Raw genomic sequence first — 20,047 nt, forward strand, 5'->3', positions numbered from 1 at the left:
TTGTGAGATGTTCTTATCTAGTATTATAAATGCTTTGGTTCTGAGATTTGCTTTAAAATTTAATTGATTGAAGTTTCTCCAAATAAGAATTTTCTTGCGAATCTTTAATTTTTCAATCTCATTTAATGCAAAACTTTCTCTTTTAATGGATAAAATGGCGTATAACTTTCTAGTTTTATCATACCATCTTTTACTTCAACGTCTTTCAAGTATTTAATTTCATCAAAAACTAATTTGCTGAAAAAAGTAAATAGTAATCCAATAGAAATGCCTTTAGAATAAGGAACATCCGGATTAAAATGACTTATAAAAAACAGGGAAATCAATAATACAGATGGATATGCTGTATGCAGAATAATTTTCAATTTCATTATATCAAAATCTCGCAATTGGGTAAAGCGTCTTTTACTTCTTCTGGTATAGCTAAAGGAGTTTCGGACTTCGGATATGTGAAATAGGAGTTCATTCTTAAATCAATCATTTTTAATTTCTTTAGTTGCAGCAATTCCATCGGAAATGATTGAAAAGCATTCATCGACAAATCTATTCTTTCTAAAGATTGTAATTTTTCAATGGCTTTTGGCAGTTCACTTAAGTGATTTACTGAGCAATCTAATTCTACCAAATCGGTAAATTTACCAATTTCTCTTTTCAAAATTTTCATCTTAGTATTATGCAACTGAAGCTTATAAACAGTTTCATATTCTAAAATATCAATGGGAAGTTTTATCGTATTATTCCCTCCAAAATGTATAATTTCATCTGGATTCGCATTCTTATAATTTTTATATCCTAAGGCAGCAGTCCAATTTAGTTTTCCATCTTCAAAAACCAACTCTAAAGCTTTCTTTCTCCATTCTTCTCCGAACTTACATTTCTCAAAAGTATACCGCAAGCCTTTTTGTATTCTCTTAAAAAGTTCAATTGAAAACTCGAAACAAACCTCTTTACCCCACTTTTTATCTACCTTTTTTAACTTACTATTTATAGCAAATTCTTTTAATTTCTGGGGGTTTGGCAAACCAGTTAGATCATTTACAGCACCATATAAATTGTTTGGTGCATTTGCCTGTAACAATTTCTTGATTTGTGTTCTAACCTTGGTAACACTATGCGTTTTTTGCCAATAAAATAAATCTGGAATAATTGATTTTGGTACTCCACCAGATTTAAGAATCTCTAAACCAATTACCACATTTTCTTCGTCTGCTGAACCTAACAACTGTTTCAGGTTATCCACCATTCCACCTTCTTCTGACTCAGTTTCATCCGTTATTAAAAACCCTGGATTTTGTGTATTATAATAATCTGTAAATTGACTTTCGGTAATAAATAAGGCATTTATTTCACCTACAACTTTTACCACTTCTTTAGGCGTAGTGCCAACAATAATATGTGTCACTTTATTAGAATAAGTGGTACTGTATTTTAATCCGACTTCTTTCGATTTATCTCTAATTTCAGTTTTTTTCTGGGTAGTATTACCCATTACCATCACCACCGAACCTTTATCAATTTTAGCTTTTTGCAAATCATTTTCTATGAATACTTTTATCCTATTTTGCATAAGGTTTTGTAGTGGCTTATAGGCAATCACTAAACCCTCTAAAGTTTGTTTTTTGGTAGTAGTTGCAATTTGATTGATAGTATCACAATTCATCACTTGATTTAAAAACCATTTTTTTGAATCTAAATGAATTACAGATTTATCAAATGCTTTTAACATCTTACTAAAATCAGAATTGGTATAATCATGATTTTTAATCATCAATTCATAATCAATAATATCTTTAGTCATTTTATAATCTTTTAAGTTAATGATTTTTCGTTTTTCAATACGCCACCAGAAAAATATTTGCGATTTAGCTTTGGTAATACGCTCAAATCTGCTTTCACCTTTATAGGTTTCTTATTGTGGATATTGATGGTTTTTAGCTGGATAAGTTGAGTGATTTCTTCTGGCAACTCTTCTAAGTTATGTGCATCTAAAGTCAAATCGCTTAACCTTTTAAGCTCGAAAATCTCTCTTGGGAACTCTTTTCCTCTAAAATCTCTAATTACCAATTCTTTTAAAGTAATATGCTGAGCGAGACTTTTTGGCATTTTCTCAACAGGAGAAGTAATATGTAGTCGCTTCAATTTTCCTTTAAATATTTCTTGATCTAAGAAATCACCTAACTCTTCGAAATTCAATTTGTATCGCAATTGTACATAATGTGGTTTAGAAAATAATTCTGGCTTTACTTTCTCCTCAATTATCTGCTTTCTTAACTCCGTTTCTACTTTGTTAAACTTTAAAACTTGCGACCAAAAATCACCTTTTCTCTTGTATAATGCTACTGCCATTTTGCCTACAAATTCTTCCGAAGCATACTTTAACATCTGATGTAATGGACAGTAACTCAGATCGAAGCGAACATTCATGCTCAATAGTTTTTGTTCAATTTCTGAGATTTTTCCCTTTAAGAAAGATTTATACTTCGCTCTTAAAGCTTTATCTGTACAAGTTTTTGCCACGATTATACATTCAGGAACTACATCATCTGGCAAACCACCATTTTTCATCATTTCCAGTGCAACCGCTTCAGTATCTGGATCTGTAGACCATAATAATTGCTTTAGGTTATCAATTAAATCGGCATCTGTTTCTTCAGATTTAAGAAATTTTGGTTGATGCTGATCAACTAGGCTATTCCAATCAAGCTCTCTAAAGAAAATACAATCGTCTTTAACATCACCTTTTAAATCAGCCTTTTTTGCAAATAATATGGCATCAGCTTCTTCTGGTTTAGAAGTATATTTCATCCCAAAATCCTTAAAACCTTGTTTTATAGAAGTTTTGGTATCTTCCGTTTTGCCAAGTATGCTTACTTTTTTACCTTTTAATTGATCTGGTGTATATTCATCTAATCTAAGTCCATTAGGATTAAACCTATGGAAATGCTGAGCGATTAATTGATAAACTATGTCTACAGAATAGCGGAGTGCTTTTAGCGAATTTAGCTTTAATTCTTTTGTTAAAGATTGATTTTGATAACTCTTAAAGAACCAATAACCAACAGCCACTTTTTCTCCTTCTGCAAAGTGTTTCTTTCTCAAAACATCGAACAGTAAATACTTATCTTTTATCAGCTCATCAAAAAGGCTTTCAGAATCTTTATCTGTGTAAATACCAAATAGTAAAGATGCAAGAATTAACTCAGGAGCAATTGTTAAATCGGGATTTAACTTTTGAAACCTTAAAGTTCTTAACTTTGGAAGCAGGTTACCATTCCATTTTATTTCAGAATATTTTGGTGAGTTTTGGATGGCAATTTCTTTCAAAGCATCTGCGGGAGTAGAAATTTTAATTTCACTCAGGTTTATACAATCAACTAATTTGAGGTTTTCAACATCAGGATGATCTAAAATGAACTCTTCTAAAGCAGAATTTCCAGTTAAAGTCAAATCTCTTAATTCTTTATTATTGGAAACATCAACTTTCACTTGACTATTTTCTCCACTTAAATTGAGACTTGTAAGTTGTTTAAATGATGAAAAATCCATTTTACCATTTTCAGAAAATATTGGTCCCCAATAATCTTTTAGCTGTTTGCAACCTAAATTACTAAATTCTCCACCTGTAATATTACTACCACTTAAATGAAGCTTTTCTATTGCAGGAATTTCTTTTAATTTCTCCGATATATTGTTTATGGTTGTTCCTGAAAGATTAAGCGATGTTAATTCTGGAGCTCGAAGTTCTGGCATCTCTACCAACTTCATCCCACCAATTTTGAAGTCTTTTACGTATGGCAAATTGAGTTTACTAGGCAACTGAACCTTATTTTGAGCACCATTACCATATAGGTTTACAAAGCTTAATATTCTACTTTTAAATAAAGATTCAGGTATATTCTGTAAGGATGAGTTATTAGTAAAGTTTAGCCTTTTAAGCTTAGGAAAAGTCAAACCTTCTTGTATCCTGCTAAGCTTGGTATAAGAAACAATTAAGGATTCGAGTTTAGTTAATTGACCTAAATTTTCTGGTAAAGCGGTTAATTCTCTAATACATAATTCTAGAATTTCTAGATTATTTAAATCAACAATTTTATCTAAATCCTGAATGTTATCAGCAGTTATTTTTAGTTTGCTCAAATTTGCTAAAGGCTGACTATTCGCTCCAAAACTGAAATTAGTTTTAATTTTATCCCAAGTAGATTTTTCTGAACTGTTTAGAGCAAGTTTGGCATTTTTAGTATGGATCGCTAGCTCTTCTAAATTTGAACACACATTAAATACATTCCCAAAATTACTTACATTTTGAGCATTAAATTTTAGATACTTAAGAGTTGATTGCACCTTTTCAAAGCTAGGTAAAGTCTCTTCTTTATATCCTTTTATATCTAAAAACTCAAGATTTTCTGTGTATAGGAATATGTCTTCTAAAAACTTTTTCTGATCTTCTAATTTACTAAAAGCCTTTTTACCAAAATCAATTTCTATCGCTATTAGCTGTTTTACAGCTTGTTTAGCAAAATGAGGATCAAGTGGTTTTCTAATTACTGCCCCTTCGTATCTAGAACTTTCTGAACCACTCCACGACCAAGCATAATTGTAATCTGATATATATTTAAAGTTCATAATTTTTACATTTTTTGTAATAACATTTTACTAATCTCAACATCTGCCATTACCATTTTTAAAGAGGCATTTTTAGACTTGGTTAAGTCTTGCAGCATAGTGAGTCGGATGTCGTTCGGAAGGAAATCCAGTTTAATGAAATCTTGTAAATTTTTGAGTTGGTTTTTCTCGAGCTTAATGTTATTTAAAATCAAGTAATTGACCATACGCGTGCAAAGTGTGGCCAAAATATCTACTCTCAAAGTTTCCTTTTTCACCATATTGGCAATAGGTATCTTTACCTTATTCTTAAAGTTTTCTGCATTGAGAATATCTTCTGGAGAAATTAATTTACTCAGGTTCTGTCTGATAAATGAAATGAATGAAATCGTTGTATTTTCATCGAGACAAGAGTCGGCTAGCATTTGCACTAAACCCACATTTTCTTCGAGGTCTTTAATAGTGGAAATACTCTCAAAAAACTGAACCAGTGTTCTTGGCGTAGTTCGATTTCCCTCAACGGTTTCTGGATAGGTAAGTACAAAGTTGATTCCTCTTTCATCAATCCCGTTTTGCTCTGCCCAAAGCGCCCAATCTTTCGGATCGAAACGCATGGTAATATGCATCATTCTGGTAAGCATGGCATCATCCATAGGAGTTACAGAGTAATCACCGCCATCGGGGTTTGCGGTTAGTACAATTTGCCACCCTTTTGGCAACTTCCAACTTACCAATTCAAAGTTTTGGAGCAATTGCATTATACCTCTCAAAATTCTATCATCTGCACGGTTTACATCATCAATTAGTAAAATACCCGGACCTTCTCCTGTTGGTACCCATTCAGGCGCTCTAAAGACTGTTTTACCATTTTCTACCGTTGGCATCCCTACTAAATCTCCCATTTCTTCAAACTGTGCTGGCGCAATATAAGCCCATTTGTAATCTTGCTTCTTAGCAATTTGCTCAACAATTTCAGTTTTGCCTATTCCGTGTCTTCCCCAGATACAAATAGGCGATTGTTTCTTTTCATTCTCTTCTGCTTTTCGGTTGCTATCTAAAATATGTGTTACAAACCCTTCTACTTCTGTTGCTTTGGTTTTAGTCCCGTAGTATAAGTAATGATGTTGTTCTTGAGCCATTTTATATCTAATGTTTAGTTTTTTATAAGTTGAAAGAGATTTATTACTGTTGCATTTTTACTTTTCTTCCGGGAAGAAATTCCCACTTATTTTCTTCAATTCCATTTTGCGAAATCATCCATAATATGGGGCATCTGCTTTTTACTGTTGGAGCAGCAGCAAAACCATCGGTAAAATAGACTATCGCATCTGGTCGATATTTTTCGTTGGCAAACACTACTGGTGCATTAAAATGTGTACCTCCTCTACCACTTACAATTTCGGGTGGTTTGCCTCTATATGGATAATGATTACGGATTGCTGCATCACACTCTACCACATATATTTCTGCTCCCTGTCGCCAGATATGGTAGATTTCACCAAAAAATTCTTGTAACTCCGGAATAGAAACACTGCCAGAAGTATCAATGGCGATGAGCATTTTTTGCTTTCTTTTCACCTTAATTCCGGGAGTAACTCCATAGCGTTTAGAAGGTCGTTGAATGGTATTTTTGAGAAATGTTCTATTACTTGTAGCACTAAAAAGCCTTAGTACTCTTCTCCAATTCACATTAGGTTTAAGTGATTCTAAAAGCGCATCCAAGTATTGTTGCAAACCTGCGGGTAAATTACCAATCCCTTTATCTTTATGCTTAATTCTATCAACAGTTTGAACAATTATTTCATTAATCGACCTATTCAAAACTTTTTGCTCAGCTTCAGTTAATTCTTCTACTTCTTTCCAAGTCTCATGACGCCAAAGTTCTTCCAAATCAGTTTTTGATAGATCGTCTTCAGTAATTGGATCTGGCTTACCTTTACCATTTTCATCATTTACTGATAAATCTTTTTTAACTGGACTGTTTCCATCCAGAATCTTTTTAAGGAGATGATAATAGTAACCAGCATCTTTATCGCGCTCTAATGTAATCTGGTATTTCTCTTCTAGATACCAAAATCTCTCAAGAGTAATCCCTCCTTCTGGCAATTGATGTTTTGAAATATATTGATTTACTACAATGTCTGCGGCTATGTTATAAAGGCGTTTGTTGGAAAACTCCTTCATAGAAAATAAATGCTTAAGCACTATATGAAGTAATTCGTGCTTAATTAATCCGTATCGCTTTTCAGTATCTGATAACTCCTTCCAAAAATTCGGATTCACTAATAATTTCACCATTTGTTTATTCACTAAAGAAACTGCCGCTGTAGGTATTTGCTCTGTAACCTCTTTTAACATCCCTGTAAAGAAATGTCCATAAAATGGCTCTTTTAAAATTAGCTGAATACTGGTTTTTGATACTTCGCTTAATATTTCTGCCATACTGGTTTATTACTTCTTTATCAGATTGACGAGCTAAAGCCCATTATTCTGACTGTTTTGAATAAAATTGCTACTTATTTTTCGAATTTATCTTCATGTGTGTGCTTCGATAGCAAATTTTTTGAACAAATTGTTAACGTTTGTTTATGGATTTTACTACCTCAAATTGTAATTATATTGAGGTAGACCGTAAGGGAAATACGAAGTAGAAATAAATTTGAAAAAAAAATTCATTAAACAGAAAAGTGCCTAAAATGAAAAATTAAAGGGATTTTGAATATAAAATCTTCCTCCTATTATTCTGAGGAAGAAAAAATTCTTTCATAAAACTCAATATAGAATACTATTTAAATACTTAAGTATTAGAGCCCGAAAGTCAGAAAAATAGAATACATATTCATAAAGTACCAATAATAGGTTATTTTTATAGTCGTTATCCCTTCAAAATCGACCTCTTAATAAATCTTAATTATTAAATTTTAACCTAACATTTATGAAAGTATTTGAAATAAAAAATGGGATTATCGAATACGATGAAGCTACACCATGTGTAATTGCAAAGTTTAATGGATTTATGGCTAGTGAAGATTTTAGAGTATTCTTGCTTAAAGGTCTTGAGTTTCTTGTAAACGAAATGAACAAAACTGGTAAAGAAATTCTTTGGCTAGCAGACACAAGATCTCACTCCGTTCAATCTGCAGAAGACACTAAATGGGTTAGTCAAGAATGGAATCCGAAAGCATATAAAAATGGTCTTAGACATGTAGCTTTCGTACTACCAGAAAAGATTTTTGGGCAGATGGCAATTAATAATTATGCAAAAGAAAACGACCAGAGTACAGAAAACCAGATGAAAATTAAGATGTTTAATAGTTCTCGAAAAGCAAAAGACTGGTTTAAAGAAATCAAAAAACTAGATTCTGTAAATATCTAATTTTCTACCATTATTGATAATTATAGCTCAAACATCACTTTAAATTAAGGTAAAATGAAAAATATAACGATTGCAACTGAAAACAAAAGAGGATTTACATACAAGCTTTCTGAATATGGAAAAGCATTTGTTTCTTTTGCCAATCGAGATAAGAAAGTGATGGATATTGGAGCTGCTTATGGAGTAGCCACAATACCTGCACTAAAAAAAGGTGCTCGGGTTGTGGCATTCGATTTACAAGAAACTCATCTTAAAACACTATATAGTAATACTCCAATTGAGTTAAGAAAGAATCTTGAATTAGTTAGTGCTAAGTTTCCTTATATTGAATTTGAAACATCTTCATTTGATGCAATATATATAAGTCAGGTTTTACCCTTTCTAAGTGGGGATGAAATTACAATGGCGATAGAACAGCTAAGCTGCTGGTTAAAAAAAGATGGCAAATTGTTTATAGTTTCTTTTACTCCTTATCTCGATTATGTAAAAAGCTACCTACCAGAATTTGAAAGGAAAAGAAAAGCTGGTAAAAAATGGCCTGGTTATATTGAAAACCTCAGTAAATATAGCGATGATGAAAGTATAGCAGTAAACCTTCCTAACAACGTACATCACATTGATGAGATGGACATAAGTATGCTTCTTTTTAAAAATGGATTTATGATTGAAAAACTTGAATATTTTGGTAGTGAAACTGATGAATTACCAAAAGGTATTGAATATGATGGAAGAGAAAGACTTGGCATTATAGCTCGAAAACTATAGTAAAATTCATTTAAAAAAATCACAAAACAATCAACTTCTTAAACTCATCAATTCACAGATTAATATCATTAAAGGCTATATATAGCAAAATCTTATTTATATGAATTGGCGATATCTACAAATAAACGAATTAAATAATATTCCTTACAAAGAGCTAAACTGGCTAACTCGACCATATATTCTTTCTAAAGCTATAAAGAATGTATCAGTAAGTTTTAAAGTTCATTTGCTTTCTCAGGGTAATGGAAATCTTATACCAGATGATTTGTTAAACTCAGCTAACAATAGCTCTAATAATGGTTTTATCAGACAAGTTTTTTTATGTGGAAACGATATACCTTGGGTATACGCCAGAGTTGCAATTCCAAATGAAACTTTAATAAATCATAGTAATTTCTTTAATGATCTAGACACAAGACCTATTGGAGAAACATTTTTGTATAATAACCCGAAAGTATCAAGAAGTTTATTTCAAGTAAAATCTTTTACCAGGGCAGATGAAATTTATCAATTAGCATTATGCACAGATGGTAAAAAAATAAAACCTGAAAAGCTTTGGGGAAGGAGATCTATATTCTATTTAGAAGAATCTCCTTTCACAATCACAGAAGTTTTTCTGGAAGAAATCCCGCTTTATACGCCAATTACTGATTCATTACGACCATCAGATTTCTAGTTTAAGACTATGTTTTATACATATTTATAAACTAAGATCAACTGCATATCTAAAATTTAAAAAAATCAGTATGAAAGCTTGGTTATCATTATTTGGAGTTTTTTTTCTCTTAACTTTATCAACCTGTATAAATGATTTAGATCAGATAGAAACAGATTTAAAGTCTGATAATATAGATCAAAACTATCTTTCTAAAAAGAAGAAATCATCTAAGACATTTGTTCTAATTCATGGTGCATGGCATCCAGAATCTGTTTGGGAAAAAGTATCAGATTCACTAGAACAGTTTGGGCATAATACACTCACAGTTCAATTACCCGGTTTAGGTAATGACACCACTTCACTGGCAAATATTAATTTACAAACGCATGTAGATGCAGTAATCTCTGCCATTAATTCTCAATCAGAAGATGTTATTTTAGTTGGTCACTCATATGGAGGAGTTGTAATTTCTCAAGTTGGGGAGTCAATACCTTCCAAAATTGAAAGATTGGTTTATGTATCTGCTTTTATGTTAGAAAATGGTGAGTCTTTATTACAATTAGCATTGCAAGATACTTTATCAGTTGTAACTCAACATGTTGTGCCAAATTATCCGGCTATTACAGTTCCAGATGAATATTTAAAAGAAGCATTTTATAACTATTCTCTTCAAAATAACAATCAGCCACTACAGCAGGAAATTGATGCTTTATTGCCATTAATAAAACCGCAACCAATGCAAACATTTTTAGACACCGTTTCATTAGGAAATAACTATGCTGCTTTAGCTAAAAGTTATGTTACATGCCCTAATGATCAAGCAATAACATCTGGTGTTCAGGAATTTATGTATAGTAGGTTTCCAGAAACAGAAATTCACACAATTAATAATTCTGACCATTCACCTTTTATTACCAGACCTAATCAATTAGCAAACTATCTTAAACAATTATAGTTAATTTAAGTATGTATTTCTAAAGCCTATTGTGATATTCACTTTAGGCTTTTTTCATTTTCAGGAATTATTCAACAATGAATTTATGTATTATTGAAAGTGATATTTTCTTAAAATCTATAATCATAAATAATGGATCAAATTCCTATTAGATCACTAAAACCTACTACACCTCATGTTGAAGCAACTTATTTTAATATCAAAGATTTAAAATCTTTATTAGGAGGAAATGATTTATTTCATGCCTTACACAGACATGATTTTTATTTTATGTTGGTTATTGAAAATGGAAAAGGTATTCATGAAATAGATTTCAATTCTTACCAAATACAGCATTCAAGTATTTATTTTTTAAGACCGGGACAAGTGCATCAACTCCAGCTAGATAGAAAAAGTGCTGGATTCATTATTCAGTTTAATAATGAGTTTTTATCAACTGATGACTCATCTTTTTCCCAATTAATTAAAGAGATAAAACACAACAATTTATATAGCTTCGAAAAAGAACCATTTAATGGTTTAATGAATTTATTTTACTCGATCTATCATGAAAATTCAAAAAAACGATATCAATTTCTAAATGTAATTAGAGCTAATCTTAGAATTTTATTTATAGAACTGATTAGGAATAATACAAAAACACCATCTCATCAAAAAAATGAGTATCAGCAAGAACGTTTAGATACATTTTTAGAGCTTTTAGAAAAACACATTATTAACCACAAACAAGTAAGCCACTATGCTGAAATGCTTCATTTATCAGTTTATCAACTCAATGCTATTACAACTAAAACACTAGGTAAAACAAGCTCTACATTAATAAATGAACAAATCATTTTAGAATCGAAAAGGCTTTTACTGGCGACTAACAATCAAGTAAATCAAATTGCTCTACAATTGGGTTATGTTGATGTTTCTTATTTCATTCGCTTTTTCAAAAAACACACTGGTTTTTCGCCTGAAGTATTTAGAAATAACTCTAAATAAATCCTATTCTACTTCAATATTGTCCTATCACTGGATCTAGAATAAAGCCTATTTTTGTGAAAATTTATTATTCAATTTAATAATTAACAACATGAGTAAAGAATGGGACACAACATATAAAGCGAGATGGGATGAAAGATATGGAGAAGATGGTTATGCATATGGTAAGGAACCAAATCAATTTTTTAAAAAATGGCTTTTGAAATTTAAAGCTGGATCTATCTTATTACCTGCCGATGGTGAAGGCAGAAATGGAGTATTTGCTGCAAAAAACGGATGGCAAGTAACTTCTTTGGATTTAAGTGAAGAGGGTCGGGAGAAAACATTACAACTAGCAAAAGAGAATGATGTAAATCTAGAATATATTGTCGGAGATTTAGCAGAACTTGACTTCGAAAAAGCATCTTACGATGCAGTAGGTTTAATATATGCACATTTCTCTGCTTCAAAAAAAGCAAAACTTCATCAACAACTAACTAATTATATCAAAAAAGATGGTATAGTTATTTTTGAAGCCTTTAGCAAAAGACACTTAGCATATAAGCAAAACGATTCGAAAGTGGGTGGACCAAATGATTTAGCCATGTTGTTTTCTGAAGAAGAAATAATTACAGACTTTAAAAACTTTGAACCACTTCTATTAGAAGAAAAGGAAATTTATTTAAGCGAAGGTAAGTACCATAATGGTAAAGGCTCCGTGATTCGTTTTGTCGGTAGAAAGAAGTAAATAACTATACAGTTACTTTCTATGTGATGCGAATTGATTTCCAATAAGAAACCATCAGCAAACACTATCTAAATATATCTGTTGTAGAAATATATACTAAATAATTAAATAATAATTCTACAACTAATATGACGACACTAAAAAAAGCAATACATAAAGCCGAAGATGCGTGGGATACTGCTAAATTTAAAGTGAAAAATAAACTTGATCTGTTCGATCCGGTTATTATTTATCCTTATCGCGGCTATGGAAATAACAGTGTTGCTTATTTACATGGCCGAATTTTGGAGAAAGAAACTGTTATACATGGTGATGAGGAAAGAAAAGAGAGCTTTTGGCTAAACCTGCACAAAGTCTGGAAAAGATTTGAAAGCGATGAAATTCCAGGAGTAAAAATTGAGGGCACATTAGCTGGTATAGAATGCCAAACAGTAAGTGATGATGAAGGCTATTTTACCTTAAAATTTGAAGGATTAGAAAATTTAAACCTTCAAAATGGATGGCATAAAGTATCTCTCTTAGTACTTGAAATGCCTTTTGATCTCGAATTTGAAGGTCAAACCGAGGGAGAAATTTTAATAAGCAATGAGCAAGAATCTTTCGGAATTATTTCAGATGTGGATGATACTATAATCGAATCATATGCAAATGATACCTTTAAAAGGCTAAAAGCATTAATGACAAAAGATGGTACATCACGCACACCATTCGAAGGAGTATCAGAACTATATCAGGGACTAACTAAAAACTACAAAAACCCATTGTTTTTTGTTTCTGGGAGTTCATATAATCTTTATGATTTATTAGTCACATTTTGTAAGCATAACAACATACCTAAAGCCCCTTTTTTACTTCGAGACTTAGGTTTAGATGCTAAACAATGGATTAAGCAAGGCACTATGCCTTATAAATTGGAATATATCGAAAGGATTTTAGATACTTACCCAAAAATGAGTTTTATACTTATTGGAGACAGTGGTCAAAAAGATCCTGAAATATATAATAATATCCTTAAAAAATATCCTAATAGGATAAAAGCTATTTACATAAGGCATGTTCATACGGAAAAAAGAAAACAAGAACTTAAAGAGCTAGCCCAGCAAATAAGTGTACCTTTTCTTGTAATGGAAAATTCAAATGAAGCCATTGAACATGCTAAAGAAAATGGATGGATAGTGTAATTTCTCCAATCTAATATGTGTATCCATTAATAATCTAATAAATAAGTTTTAGTTTAGAGAAATAGATTATTAGTTGAATATAGTAGTATGAAGAAAGAAAACCTATTGAAAGATTTTCTGGGTAAATTTGCCATTCTATCTGAAAAAGAAGTTGAAGAGCTCAGCCAGAAACTGAATGTAAAAGAATATAAAAAAGGAAGTATATTGCAAAGTGTAGGTGAAATACCGACACTTTGTTTTTTTGTTTTAGATGGCTGTGTTCGACAATATCTATTTATTGAAGGTGTCGAAAAAACCACTGATTTTTATACCTCTAAAAATGGTGCAATTGCTTCAGATTGTTATGTTTTACAAAAACCTTATCCTTTTTTTCTAGAATGTTCTAACGATTGTATTTTACTTGTTGGAGCTCCAAAACTAGAGCAAAAACTCTTTGCTGAATACCCAATATTAAAAAGTGTAATTACAGAGGTAATGGAAAAAGAGTGGTTAAAAACAAGAAGCGAATTAGCCACATTTAAACACTCATCACCCGAACAAAGGTATCTTAATTTGCTTGAAAATAATGCTGAGCTTTTAAATATCGTCCCAAACCATCAAATTGCAAGCTATCTGGGAATTACTCCGGAGTCTTTAAGCAGAATTAGAAAAAGATTGTTAACCAAATCTAAACTGTAATGAGTTGTTGAGAAACTGTTTTCTGTTTCATAATTAACCATACTGCTAAGCTCATCTCACTTAAAACCATCGGTAGCATAAATACCATTTCCAATGTTGACACTATTTGTGTAAAATCTTCTATTAAGAAGCTACCTGAATGGATTATCAAATATCCTACACCAGCAATTATAAGTAGTATTGAAATCAATTTTGGTATTAATACAGATTTTATGCTCAGGTATCCAAGTAATAGTAAATGGCATCCAAATATTATCAGTCCAAACGACCAAATTTCTTTAAAAAGTAAAATGGATATTTCAATATTATCTTTAGTAAAATCTTCTAAAAACAGATTAGCAGCTTGTAAAGCAAATATTAAACTGGCAATTCCCACCGAAAGAAAGACTACATAGATTAATCTAAACCAAGCAGCTAGCAAGGAAAATTGGTTATTTATTGGTTTATAGATCACATATAAACCCCAAGCAACTAGAATATCTGTAATCAATATAACAAGCCATGCTAAAATACTTTTTTTTAAAGAGGTAGTATCTAGTTTTAAAGCATTGTCCTGCAAATTTGCTTCAAAAGTATTGAGTGATTCTAAAGCAAAAAATGCTGCAATAGCCATAATTATCAGTGAGAGGCCTACAATTAATCCGATATTTAAATTAAGTCTACTTTGTTTGCTTTCCATCATTAATCAATTTTTGACTAATGTCGTTGGTTACATTTACATCAGACGTTGACTTAAGTTAATTAATTTGGAATCACCTAAATTATTTACTTCCCTATCACCTCTGTTCTATGTTTTAAACCCCATCTATGGAGTTCTTGTAGTAGACTTTCTAGTGTCATACCATGATCTGTAATTGAATATTTAACTGTTGGTGGGAATGTTTCAATTACTGTTCTAGTAACTAACTTATTAGCTTCTAGCAACTTCAATTCTTTAGAGAGCATCTTGTCGGTAATACCTGCAACTTCTCTAGAAATTTGCTTAAACCTTTTATCTCCATTAGATAAAGAAAGCAGAATTAATAACTTCCATCTTCCTTCTAAAGCTTCAATAGCATCTTTAATTGCAAGTACACTTTCTGGACAACCTTCTCTTGTTAGCATAATTATCAGCTTTTTATTATGGATGATACAAGTACTTTTAGCAATTAGTTTAATATGGTCAGCATTTTTAAAATTTATCACACCAATTGAAGAGCTTTCAGAAATGTGGTTTTGGGTTGGAGAAGTACCAATTTATTTGGTAAAGTTTACAGGTTTGATAGATTTACTTGGAGCTTTAGGATTAATTCTGCCAAATTTTATAAATGCAAAACCCTTATTAACTCCTTTAGCAGCAATTGGAATAATTTTACTAATGATATGTGCCGCTATTTTCCATATTCTAAGAGGAGAAGTATCCGATATTGGAGTAAATATAATCTTTGCTTTTCTTGCAGCATTTGTAGCTTGGGGCAGAATGAAAAATTAAAACCAATTTGGAACCACTCAAAATATTTTATGATGAAAATGGCAGCTATAGTTTTAAATATATGCTAAGCCATTTTCTCATATTAAAGAAGCTTATTTATTTTTTGAATCCTTTTCGAATTTCTCATCAATTTCTTTTAGCCCTTTCTTAATATTTTTAAGTCTTTCAGCTAATTCTTCAATTTTCTTCCCGGTCGTATTGTAATTTTCTACTTTCATTTTGTATTAAAGTTATAATCAACGTTACATACTATTTAATCGACGAAATGAGAAAATGTTACATCTGCAATAGTTAACAAATTAAAATAGGGTGTGTGCGGGCACTATAGGTAACATTTCAATCATTTATTTTATTAAATAAGGGTTAATAACAAAATGTAAATGAAGAATAAAAAGACAGTTTATACCCAAATAAAGACTAATTATGAGTACTTAATAGTAATTATCAAAACTCATAATACTCTTTAGTACATGAAACTATTTGGAATAAATTATTTATCTTATACATTCTAGTACATAAAAAAAGGGCTTTTTGATTCAAAAAAAGCCCTTTTTTTAAATAAGTATATCAGAATTACTTAATAGATATTTCTAATGGATTGGCAAATTTTTCTGCTTCTTTAGCAAGTAAAGCATCCCAATCTTCAACTGATAATATTTGTCCACTCTTTGTCCATCCGAAACCGGCCAAATAAGTTAACTTATCAGTGGGTTTGTTTACCACTAAAATTTGTTTTTGATCTGGTACATCAGATGTATTATTAAAGGCAGAATCTAATGTAGTTTGGTTAAATATTATACCTTCTCCTACCCAAGCATCATCAATTTTTTCCCAATATCTTACCCAACCTGCCTCTGGTTGTAACTTAGCTTCTCCTTCACCATTATGCATGGTTAAACCAACAGTTATATTAGGAATCGATTGAGCAGCATTTAAGCTTAGTTCATATTTAGAAAAGTTAGAGCCTAAATCAAGAGAAATTCTTTTTGTTTCTTCTAACCCGTATTCACTCCAAGGTGCGTAAGTCAAATCAAATACAGTTCTTATTGGGCCAGCAGCAATAGTTTTATACTCTGTAAAGTTTTGAGAAACCAGTAAACTATCTCCATCCCAAATACCTATTCCACCTGTACCTCTACTACCACCAACATGGTAAGGATCATAACCTTCTCCATGATCGATGTGATAATATCCCGGACTTTTTAAATGTTCTGCATACCATTTGTCAATAATAGATTTATCTGCTCTTTTCAACCACAAATCCATTCCGCTTGAAAGTGTACTACCTGGAACTCCCTCCAAAGCTTCCTTTTGACCAGTTGGTCCATAAGTTCTAAATGCAACTTTATCGTTTTCCCAAGTGTAATCATCAGTTCTTTCTGGTACAAACCTCGAAAAGGTAGTTAACTTACTTTCAACTTGTTGGCTTGCTCCATTTTCTTCACTGGTCAAACTAAAAGATAACTCACCATTAGCTTTAATATCTGTTTGAAACAAAAGCTCATCGGGTGTTCCATCTTGGTCATAATCAATAAGTTGTCTTACTAAAACATTTCCGTTCGCATCTTTTACAAGAATATTCTCTATAGAAGTTTTTTCAGTAAGATCTTTTAGCTTAGTAAGATCAAGTTCAATAGTTTCTGATTGGCGATCAATACTAAGTGGGTTTTTAACAGTAACTGTTTTCCCAGTAGATTTCTCTTCGGTACAACTACTTAAAAAGTAGCCAAATAAACAGGCTATAAAAATGCTTTGTAAACTCTTTTTAACGATTCTATTAGTACTTAATAAGTTCGCTGTTTTAATTATCTTCATATTCTTTCACTTTATAATAGTTTTACCAAAACTATATGCTAAACCTATATTTAACCAGTGATTTACAATTAGTTTTAAACAAAAAATAATATTTTGTTTTGAAATTTCCCATATTATATAATATTTATCATCTTATATATTTTCATAAATATAAATCTATATTTGGTAAAGAATCAGTTCATCCAAATCATTTTTTTACCATCCTGATAAATATAAAAATCTCAAATATATTTTTTCCAAAAAAAGTTATCTACCAAATAAATACACATAAAGTAGTATAATTAATTTTCCCAATTTAGGATTATTCTATAATCTGGAATGCCTTTTTATAATCCTAGCATAATATCAAAAAAATACAAAAATTATATACTACTGATTATCTGATAGTTACAATTTATTTTATTTGAATAATCATATTGGTATCTCTTTAAGATTCAATTTTGCAAATAAATAAATACAACTAAACTACACCACAATTATGAACAAGCTAATTACTTTTACCAGCCAATTATTAATTCTTTTTGTTTCATTTATTACTATTCAATTTGCAACAGCTCAGTGCACTTCTTGCAACTTTACTTATACTGCACCTAGTTCAAGTAATTTAACCCTCAGTAATAATAATAAAACATACTGCATTACTGGTTCTGGTGAATACAGTGGTAATATTAGCTTAACTGGAAATAATTCTAACCTTTGTATTGGTGAAAATGTAGTTTTTACAGGTACACTTGATATTACTTCTTCTAGCGCAGAAGTAAATAATTACGGTACAATTACTACTTCTTCTATCTCATTTAGTGGAACAATTAATAACTATGGATTAATGCAAGTAAATGGAGATATTGATGTAAACTCTAGTGGTAATCTAAATAACTATAACACATCTTATGGTGCAATGGAAATCAACGGAGCATTAAATGTGAATAACGGTGCAGACATGGTTGTTCAAGGAACAGTTATTATTAATGGTGATGTAACAGTTGTAAGTGGTGGTGAAATTAGTTTAGAAGGTGCAGGTTTAGAAATTGATGGTGACTTATTAGTAGATGGTAAAATATATGGTGATGGCACTGCAACTGGTTGCAACGGTATTAGTTACACAGGAACAGGTACTGTAGAAAATGGTGGTAAGCTTAATGACCTTGATATTTGTAATAGCAGTTCTCCTTCAGATACTGATGAAACTGGTTCTGGTGTAACTCAGTGTAACTGTAGCTCATCTATATTACCAGTAAAGTATACAAGTTTTACTGCTGAATATTTAGAGTACGAAAGTGTTACAAAGCTATCATGGACTACAGCATCTGAAGATAACAACGACTATTTTATAGTAGAAAAATCTGAAAATGGTTATGTTTTCACTCAAATAGGAACTATAAATAGTAGTTCAAATGGTACTGAAGCAGCTCAATATAACTACTTTGATAGAGTGGCTTTACATGGAATTGCTTATTACAGATTAACTCAAGTAGATAAAGATGGAAACAGTACTTCTTCTAAAGTAATAGTTGTGAAAAATAACTCAATTACTACGCTTGATTTTGATGTAGCGGTTACTTCTCAAAATACATTAGAGCTTTTGGTAAGTCATACAGGTGTACAAGGTGAGGTTTCAATCTTTAATCTACAAGGCTCAACTATTTATAATAACACAGTAGAAATTTCTAATAACAGCTTAGAAATAGAAGTAAATAACTTCGCTTCAAACACGATGTATATTGTTGTTCTAAAAAGTGCTAATACTACAATATCTAAAAAAATTATGGCTCTTTAATTAAAGATTGATAAAGTAAAAATAAAAAAGCTTATAAAAATTACTCAATTAAAAATTCCAATTTCTAAAGTATATAAATTGGAATTTTTTTTATATAAAGCCTAACAATAATATATCATATTTTTTTATCACAATATCTATCACATAACACTTTATTTTTTTAAATCCCTCAATTAATACATTAGATAAAATATTAATATTCCAATATTTAAGATGGACTAATCGTAAAATAGGGCTTTAACTTTTTTTATAAATACTATCCTCAAAAAAGCGATATAAAACATAAACATATAATTATTCTAAGTTTATAGATGCACTTTAGCCTTTAGCTTGTAAATAATATTTAATAGGTATGCCTATAAACATCTAAAATGTATTTGAAAAATTAATTTCGAAGTTATGAATGTAAAATTGTTAAAACTACACCTTATTACCACATGAAAACTGTTTACAAAAGTTTATTCTTACAATTAGATATCTCAGACAACGAAGAGTTATTAGAAGCCAAATGGTTACCATCTACTAAAGAAATGGTACAAAGTAAATTTCAGGAGGAAATTTTTAATTTTATAAATACTCATAACAAATTGCAATCTGTCTATTTGTTGATTGATGAGCAAGAATTACTATTTACGATAAATCCAGAATTACAAAAATGGGTTGGCCAAACTATTATTCAAAACAGAACTATTGAAGTTAAAAAAGTAGCGATAATTTTAAGTAAAAATTTCATTCAACAATTAGCTTCAGAACAAATGATAAAAGAACCAGAGATGGCTCAGTTTAATTCATTATTTTTTGAGGATAAATCTGATGCAAAAGATTGGCTATTATATAATAAGTTAAATAATGCTATTCAAATTATATAAGACAACCTTTAGGTTGAAAATATAATTGTTCTTCAATTTTTATAGACTTCAACCAAGAACTTATTATTAATTATCAAATTGAATTACTCTCATCTTGCAATTAATATTTTTTCTGGCCATATTCATTTGCTATTTTTTTAAAATTTTCAAATAGCTTTTGAATTAACTAATTAAATTTAGTGCAAA

20 protein-coding genes are annotated in these 20,047 nt (G+C 30.7%); 11 read left to right on the forward strand and 9 right to left on the reverse strand.

Annotated features, from left to right (window positions below; genetic code table 11):
- Positions 1–122: 122 nt before the first annotated feature.
- From OQ292_RS24620 to OQ292_RS24640, 5 genes are read right to left on the reverse strand one after another with little or no spacing between them, the layout of a single operon-like run.
- Positions 123–365, reverse strand: a complete 243-nt coding sequence (locus tag OQ292_RS24620) for a hypothetical protein (protein WP_284686644.1) — start codon at positions 363–365, stop codon at positions 123–125.
- A 5-nt stretch (positions 366–370) separates the two neighbouring features.
- Positions 371–1,798 (reverse strand): hypothetical protein, encoded by a 1,428-nt coding sequence (locus tag OQ292_RS24625; RefSeq protein WP_284686645.1) that lies wholly within the window; start codon positions 1,796–1,798, stop codon positions 371–373.
- Between the two features lie 11 nt (positions 1,799–1,809).
- The gene (locus OQ292_RS24630; protein ID WP_284686646.1) at positions 1,810–4,623 is read right to left on the reverse strand and encodes a leucine-rich repeat domain-containing protein; all 2,814 of its coding nucleotides are present in this window, start codon (positions 4,621–4,623) and stop codon (positions 1,810–1,812) included.
- A gap of 5 nt (positions 4,624–4,628) precedes the next feature.
- On the reverse strand, positions 4,629–5,741 hold the full coding sequence (locus OQ292_RS24635; protein ID WP_284686647.1) for an AAA family ATPase: 1,113 nt from the start codon (positions 5,739–5,741) through the stop codon (positions 4,629–4,631).
- 43 nt (positions 5,742–5,784) lie between these two features.
- On the reverse strand, positions 5,785–7,044 hold the full coding sequence (locus OQ292_RS24640; RefSeq protein WP_284686648.1) for a vWA domain-containing protein: 1,260 nt from the start codon (positions 7,042–7,044) through the stop codon (positions 5,785–5,787).
- A 493-nt stretch (positions 7,045–7,537) separates the two neighbouring features.
- Here OQ292_RS24640 and OQ292_RS24645 point away from each other — a divergent pair, with 493 nt between their 5' ends.
- The 8 genes from OQ292_RS24645 (at position 7,538) to OQ292_RS24680 (ending at position 13,929) form a co-directional block, all read left to right on the forward strand.
- A complete protein-coding gene (locus OQ292_RS24645) occupies positions 7,538–7,978 on the forward strand; it encodes a hypothetical protein (RefSeq protein WP_284686649.1) in 441 nt (146 codons plus the stop codon).
- 54 nt (positions 7,979–8,032) lie between these two features.
- The gene (locus OQ292_RS24650; protein WP_284686650.1) at positions 8,033–8,743 is read left to right on the forward strand and encodes a class I SAM-dependent methyltransferase; all 711 of its coding nucleotides are present in this window, start codon (positions 8,033–8,035) and stop codon (positions 8,741–8,743) included.
- 100 nt (positions 8,744–8,843) lie between these two features.
- On the forward strand, positions 8,844–9,419 hold the full coding sequence (locus tag OQ292_RS24655) for a chorismate--pyruvate lyase family protein (RefSeq protein ID WP_284686651.1): 576 nt from the start codon (positions 8,844–8,846) through the stop codon (positions 9,417–9,419).
- A gap of 70 nt (positions 9,420–9,489) precedes the next feature.
- Positions 9,490–10,356, forward strand: a complete 867-nt coding sequence (locus tag OQ292_RS24660) for an alpha/beta fold hydrolase (protein WP_284686652.1) — start codon at positions 9,490–9,492, stop codon at positions 10,354–10,356.
- 132 nt (positions 10,357–10,488) lie between these two features.
- Complete coding sequence (locus OQ292_RS24665; protein ID WP_284686653.1) at positions 10,489–11,343, forward strand: helix-turn-helix domain-containing protein; 855 nt, start codon at positions 10,489–10,491, stop codon at positions 11,341–11,343.
- 91 nt (positions 11,344–11,434) lie between these two features.
- A complete protein-coding gene (locus OQ292_RS24670) occupies positions 11,435–12,070 on the forward strand; it encodes a class I SAM-dependent methyltransferase (protein WP_284686654.1) in 636 nt (211 codons plus the stop codon).
- 128 nt (positions 12,071–12,198) lie between these two features.
- A complete protein-coding gene (locus OQ292_RS24675; RefSeq protein ID WP_284686655.1) occupies positions 12,199–13,251 on the forward strand; it encodes an App1 family protein phosphatidate phosphatase in 1,053 nt (350 codons plus the stop codon).
- A gap of 87 nt (positions 13,252–13,338) precedes the next feature.
- Positions 13,339–13,929 carry a Crp/Fnr family transcriptional regulator gene (locus tag OQ292_RS24680; RefSeq protein ID WP_284686656.1) on the forward strand — a complete coding sequence of 197 codons (591 nt, stop codon included), beginning with the start codon at positions 13,339–13,341 and terminating at the stop codon, positions 13,927–13,929.
- Here OQ292_RS24680 and OQ292_RS24685 read toward each other — a convergent pair.
- Positions 13,919–14,611, reverse strand: a complete 693-nt coding sequence (locus tag OQ292_RS24685) for a DUF4386 domain-containing protein (protein ID WP_284686657.1) — start codon at positions 14,609–14,611, stop codon at positions 13,919–13,921. The two genes, OQ292_RS24680 and OQ292_RS24685, sit on opposite strands and share 11 nt — an antisense overlap.
- A gap of 83 nt (positions 14,612–14,694) precedes the next feature.
- Positions 14,695–15,033, reverse strand: coding sequence for a winged helix-turn-helix transcriptional regulator (locus OQ292_RS24690; protein WP_284686658.1), 339 nt, complete (start codon positions 15,031–15,033; stop codon positions 14,695–14,697).
- A gap of 22 nt (positions 15,034–15,055) precedes the next feature.
- Here OQ292_RS24690 and OQ292_RS24695 point away from each other — a divergent pair, with 22 nt between their 5' ends.
- Positions 15,056–15,400 carry a DoxX family protein gene (locus tag OQ292_RS24695; protein WP_284686659.1) on the forward strand — a complete coding sequence of 115 codons (345 nt, stop codon included), beginning with the start codon at positions 15,056–15,058 and terminating at the stop codon, positions 15,398–15,400.
- A 92-nt stretch (positions 15,401–15,492) separates the two neighbouring features.
- On the opposite strand, the gene OQ292_RS24700 is transcribed toward OQ292_RS24695, so the two are convergent.
- Together OQ292_RS24700 and OQ292_RS24705 are read right to left on the reverse strand one after the other, a co-directional pair.
- Complete coding sequence (locus OQ292_RS24700) at positions 15,493–15,618, reverse strand: hypothetical protein (protein ID WP_284686660.1); 126 nt, start codon at positions 15,616–15,618, stop codon at positions 15,493–15,495.
- 355 nt (positions 15,619–15,973) lie between these two features.
- Positions 15,974–17,215 carry a BT3233 family polysaccharide utilization protein gene (locus OQ292_RS24705; RefSeq protein ID WP_284686661.1) on the reverse strand — a complete coding sequence of 414 codons (1,242 nt, stop codon included), beginning with the start codon at positions 17,213–17,215 and terminating at the stop codon, positions 15,974–15,976.
- Positions 17,216–17,693: 478 nt separating this feature from the next.
- On the opposite strand from OQ292_RS24705, the gene OQ292_RS24710 reads away from it, so the two are divergent.
- Both OQ292_RS24710 and OQ292_RS24715 read left to right on the forward strand, forming a co-directional pair.
- Positions 17,694–18,992, forward strand: coding sequence for a T9SS type A sorting domain-containing protein (locus OQ292_RS24710; protein WP_284686662.1), 1,299 nt, complete (start codon positions 17,694–17,696; stop codon positions 18,990–18,992).
- A gap of 437 nt (positions 18,993–19,429) precedes the next feature.
- Positions 19,430–19,861, forward strand: coding sequence for a hypothetical protein (locus OQ292_RS24715; RefSeq protein ID WP_284686663.1), 432 nt, complete (start codon positions 19,430–19,432; stop codon positions 19,859–19,861).
- Positions 19,862–20,047: the final 186 nt, after the last annotated feature.

This window comes from Chondrinema litorale, from assembly GCF_026250525.1.
In the GTDB taxonomy this organism is placed as follows: Bacteria; Bacteroidota; Bacteroidia; order Cytophagales; family Flammeovirgaceae; genus Chondrinema; species Chondrinema litorale.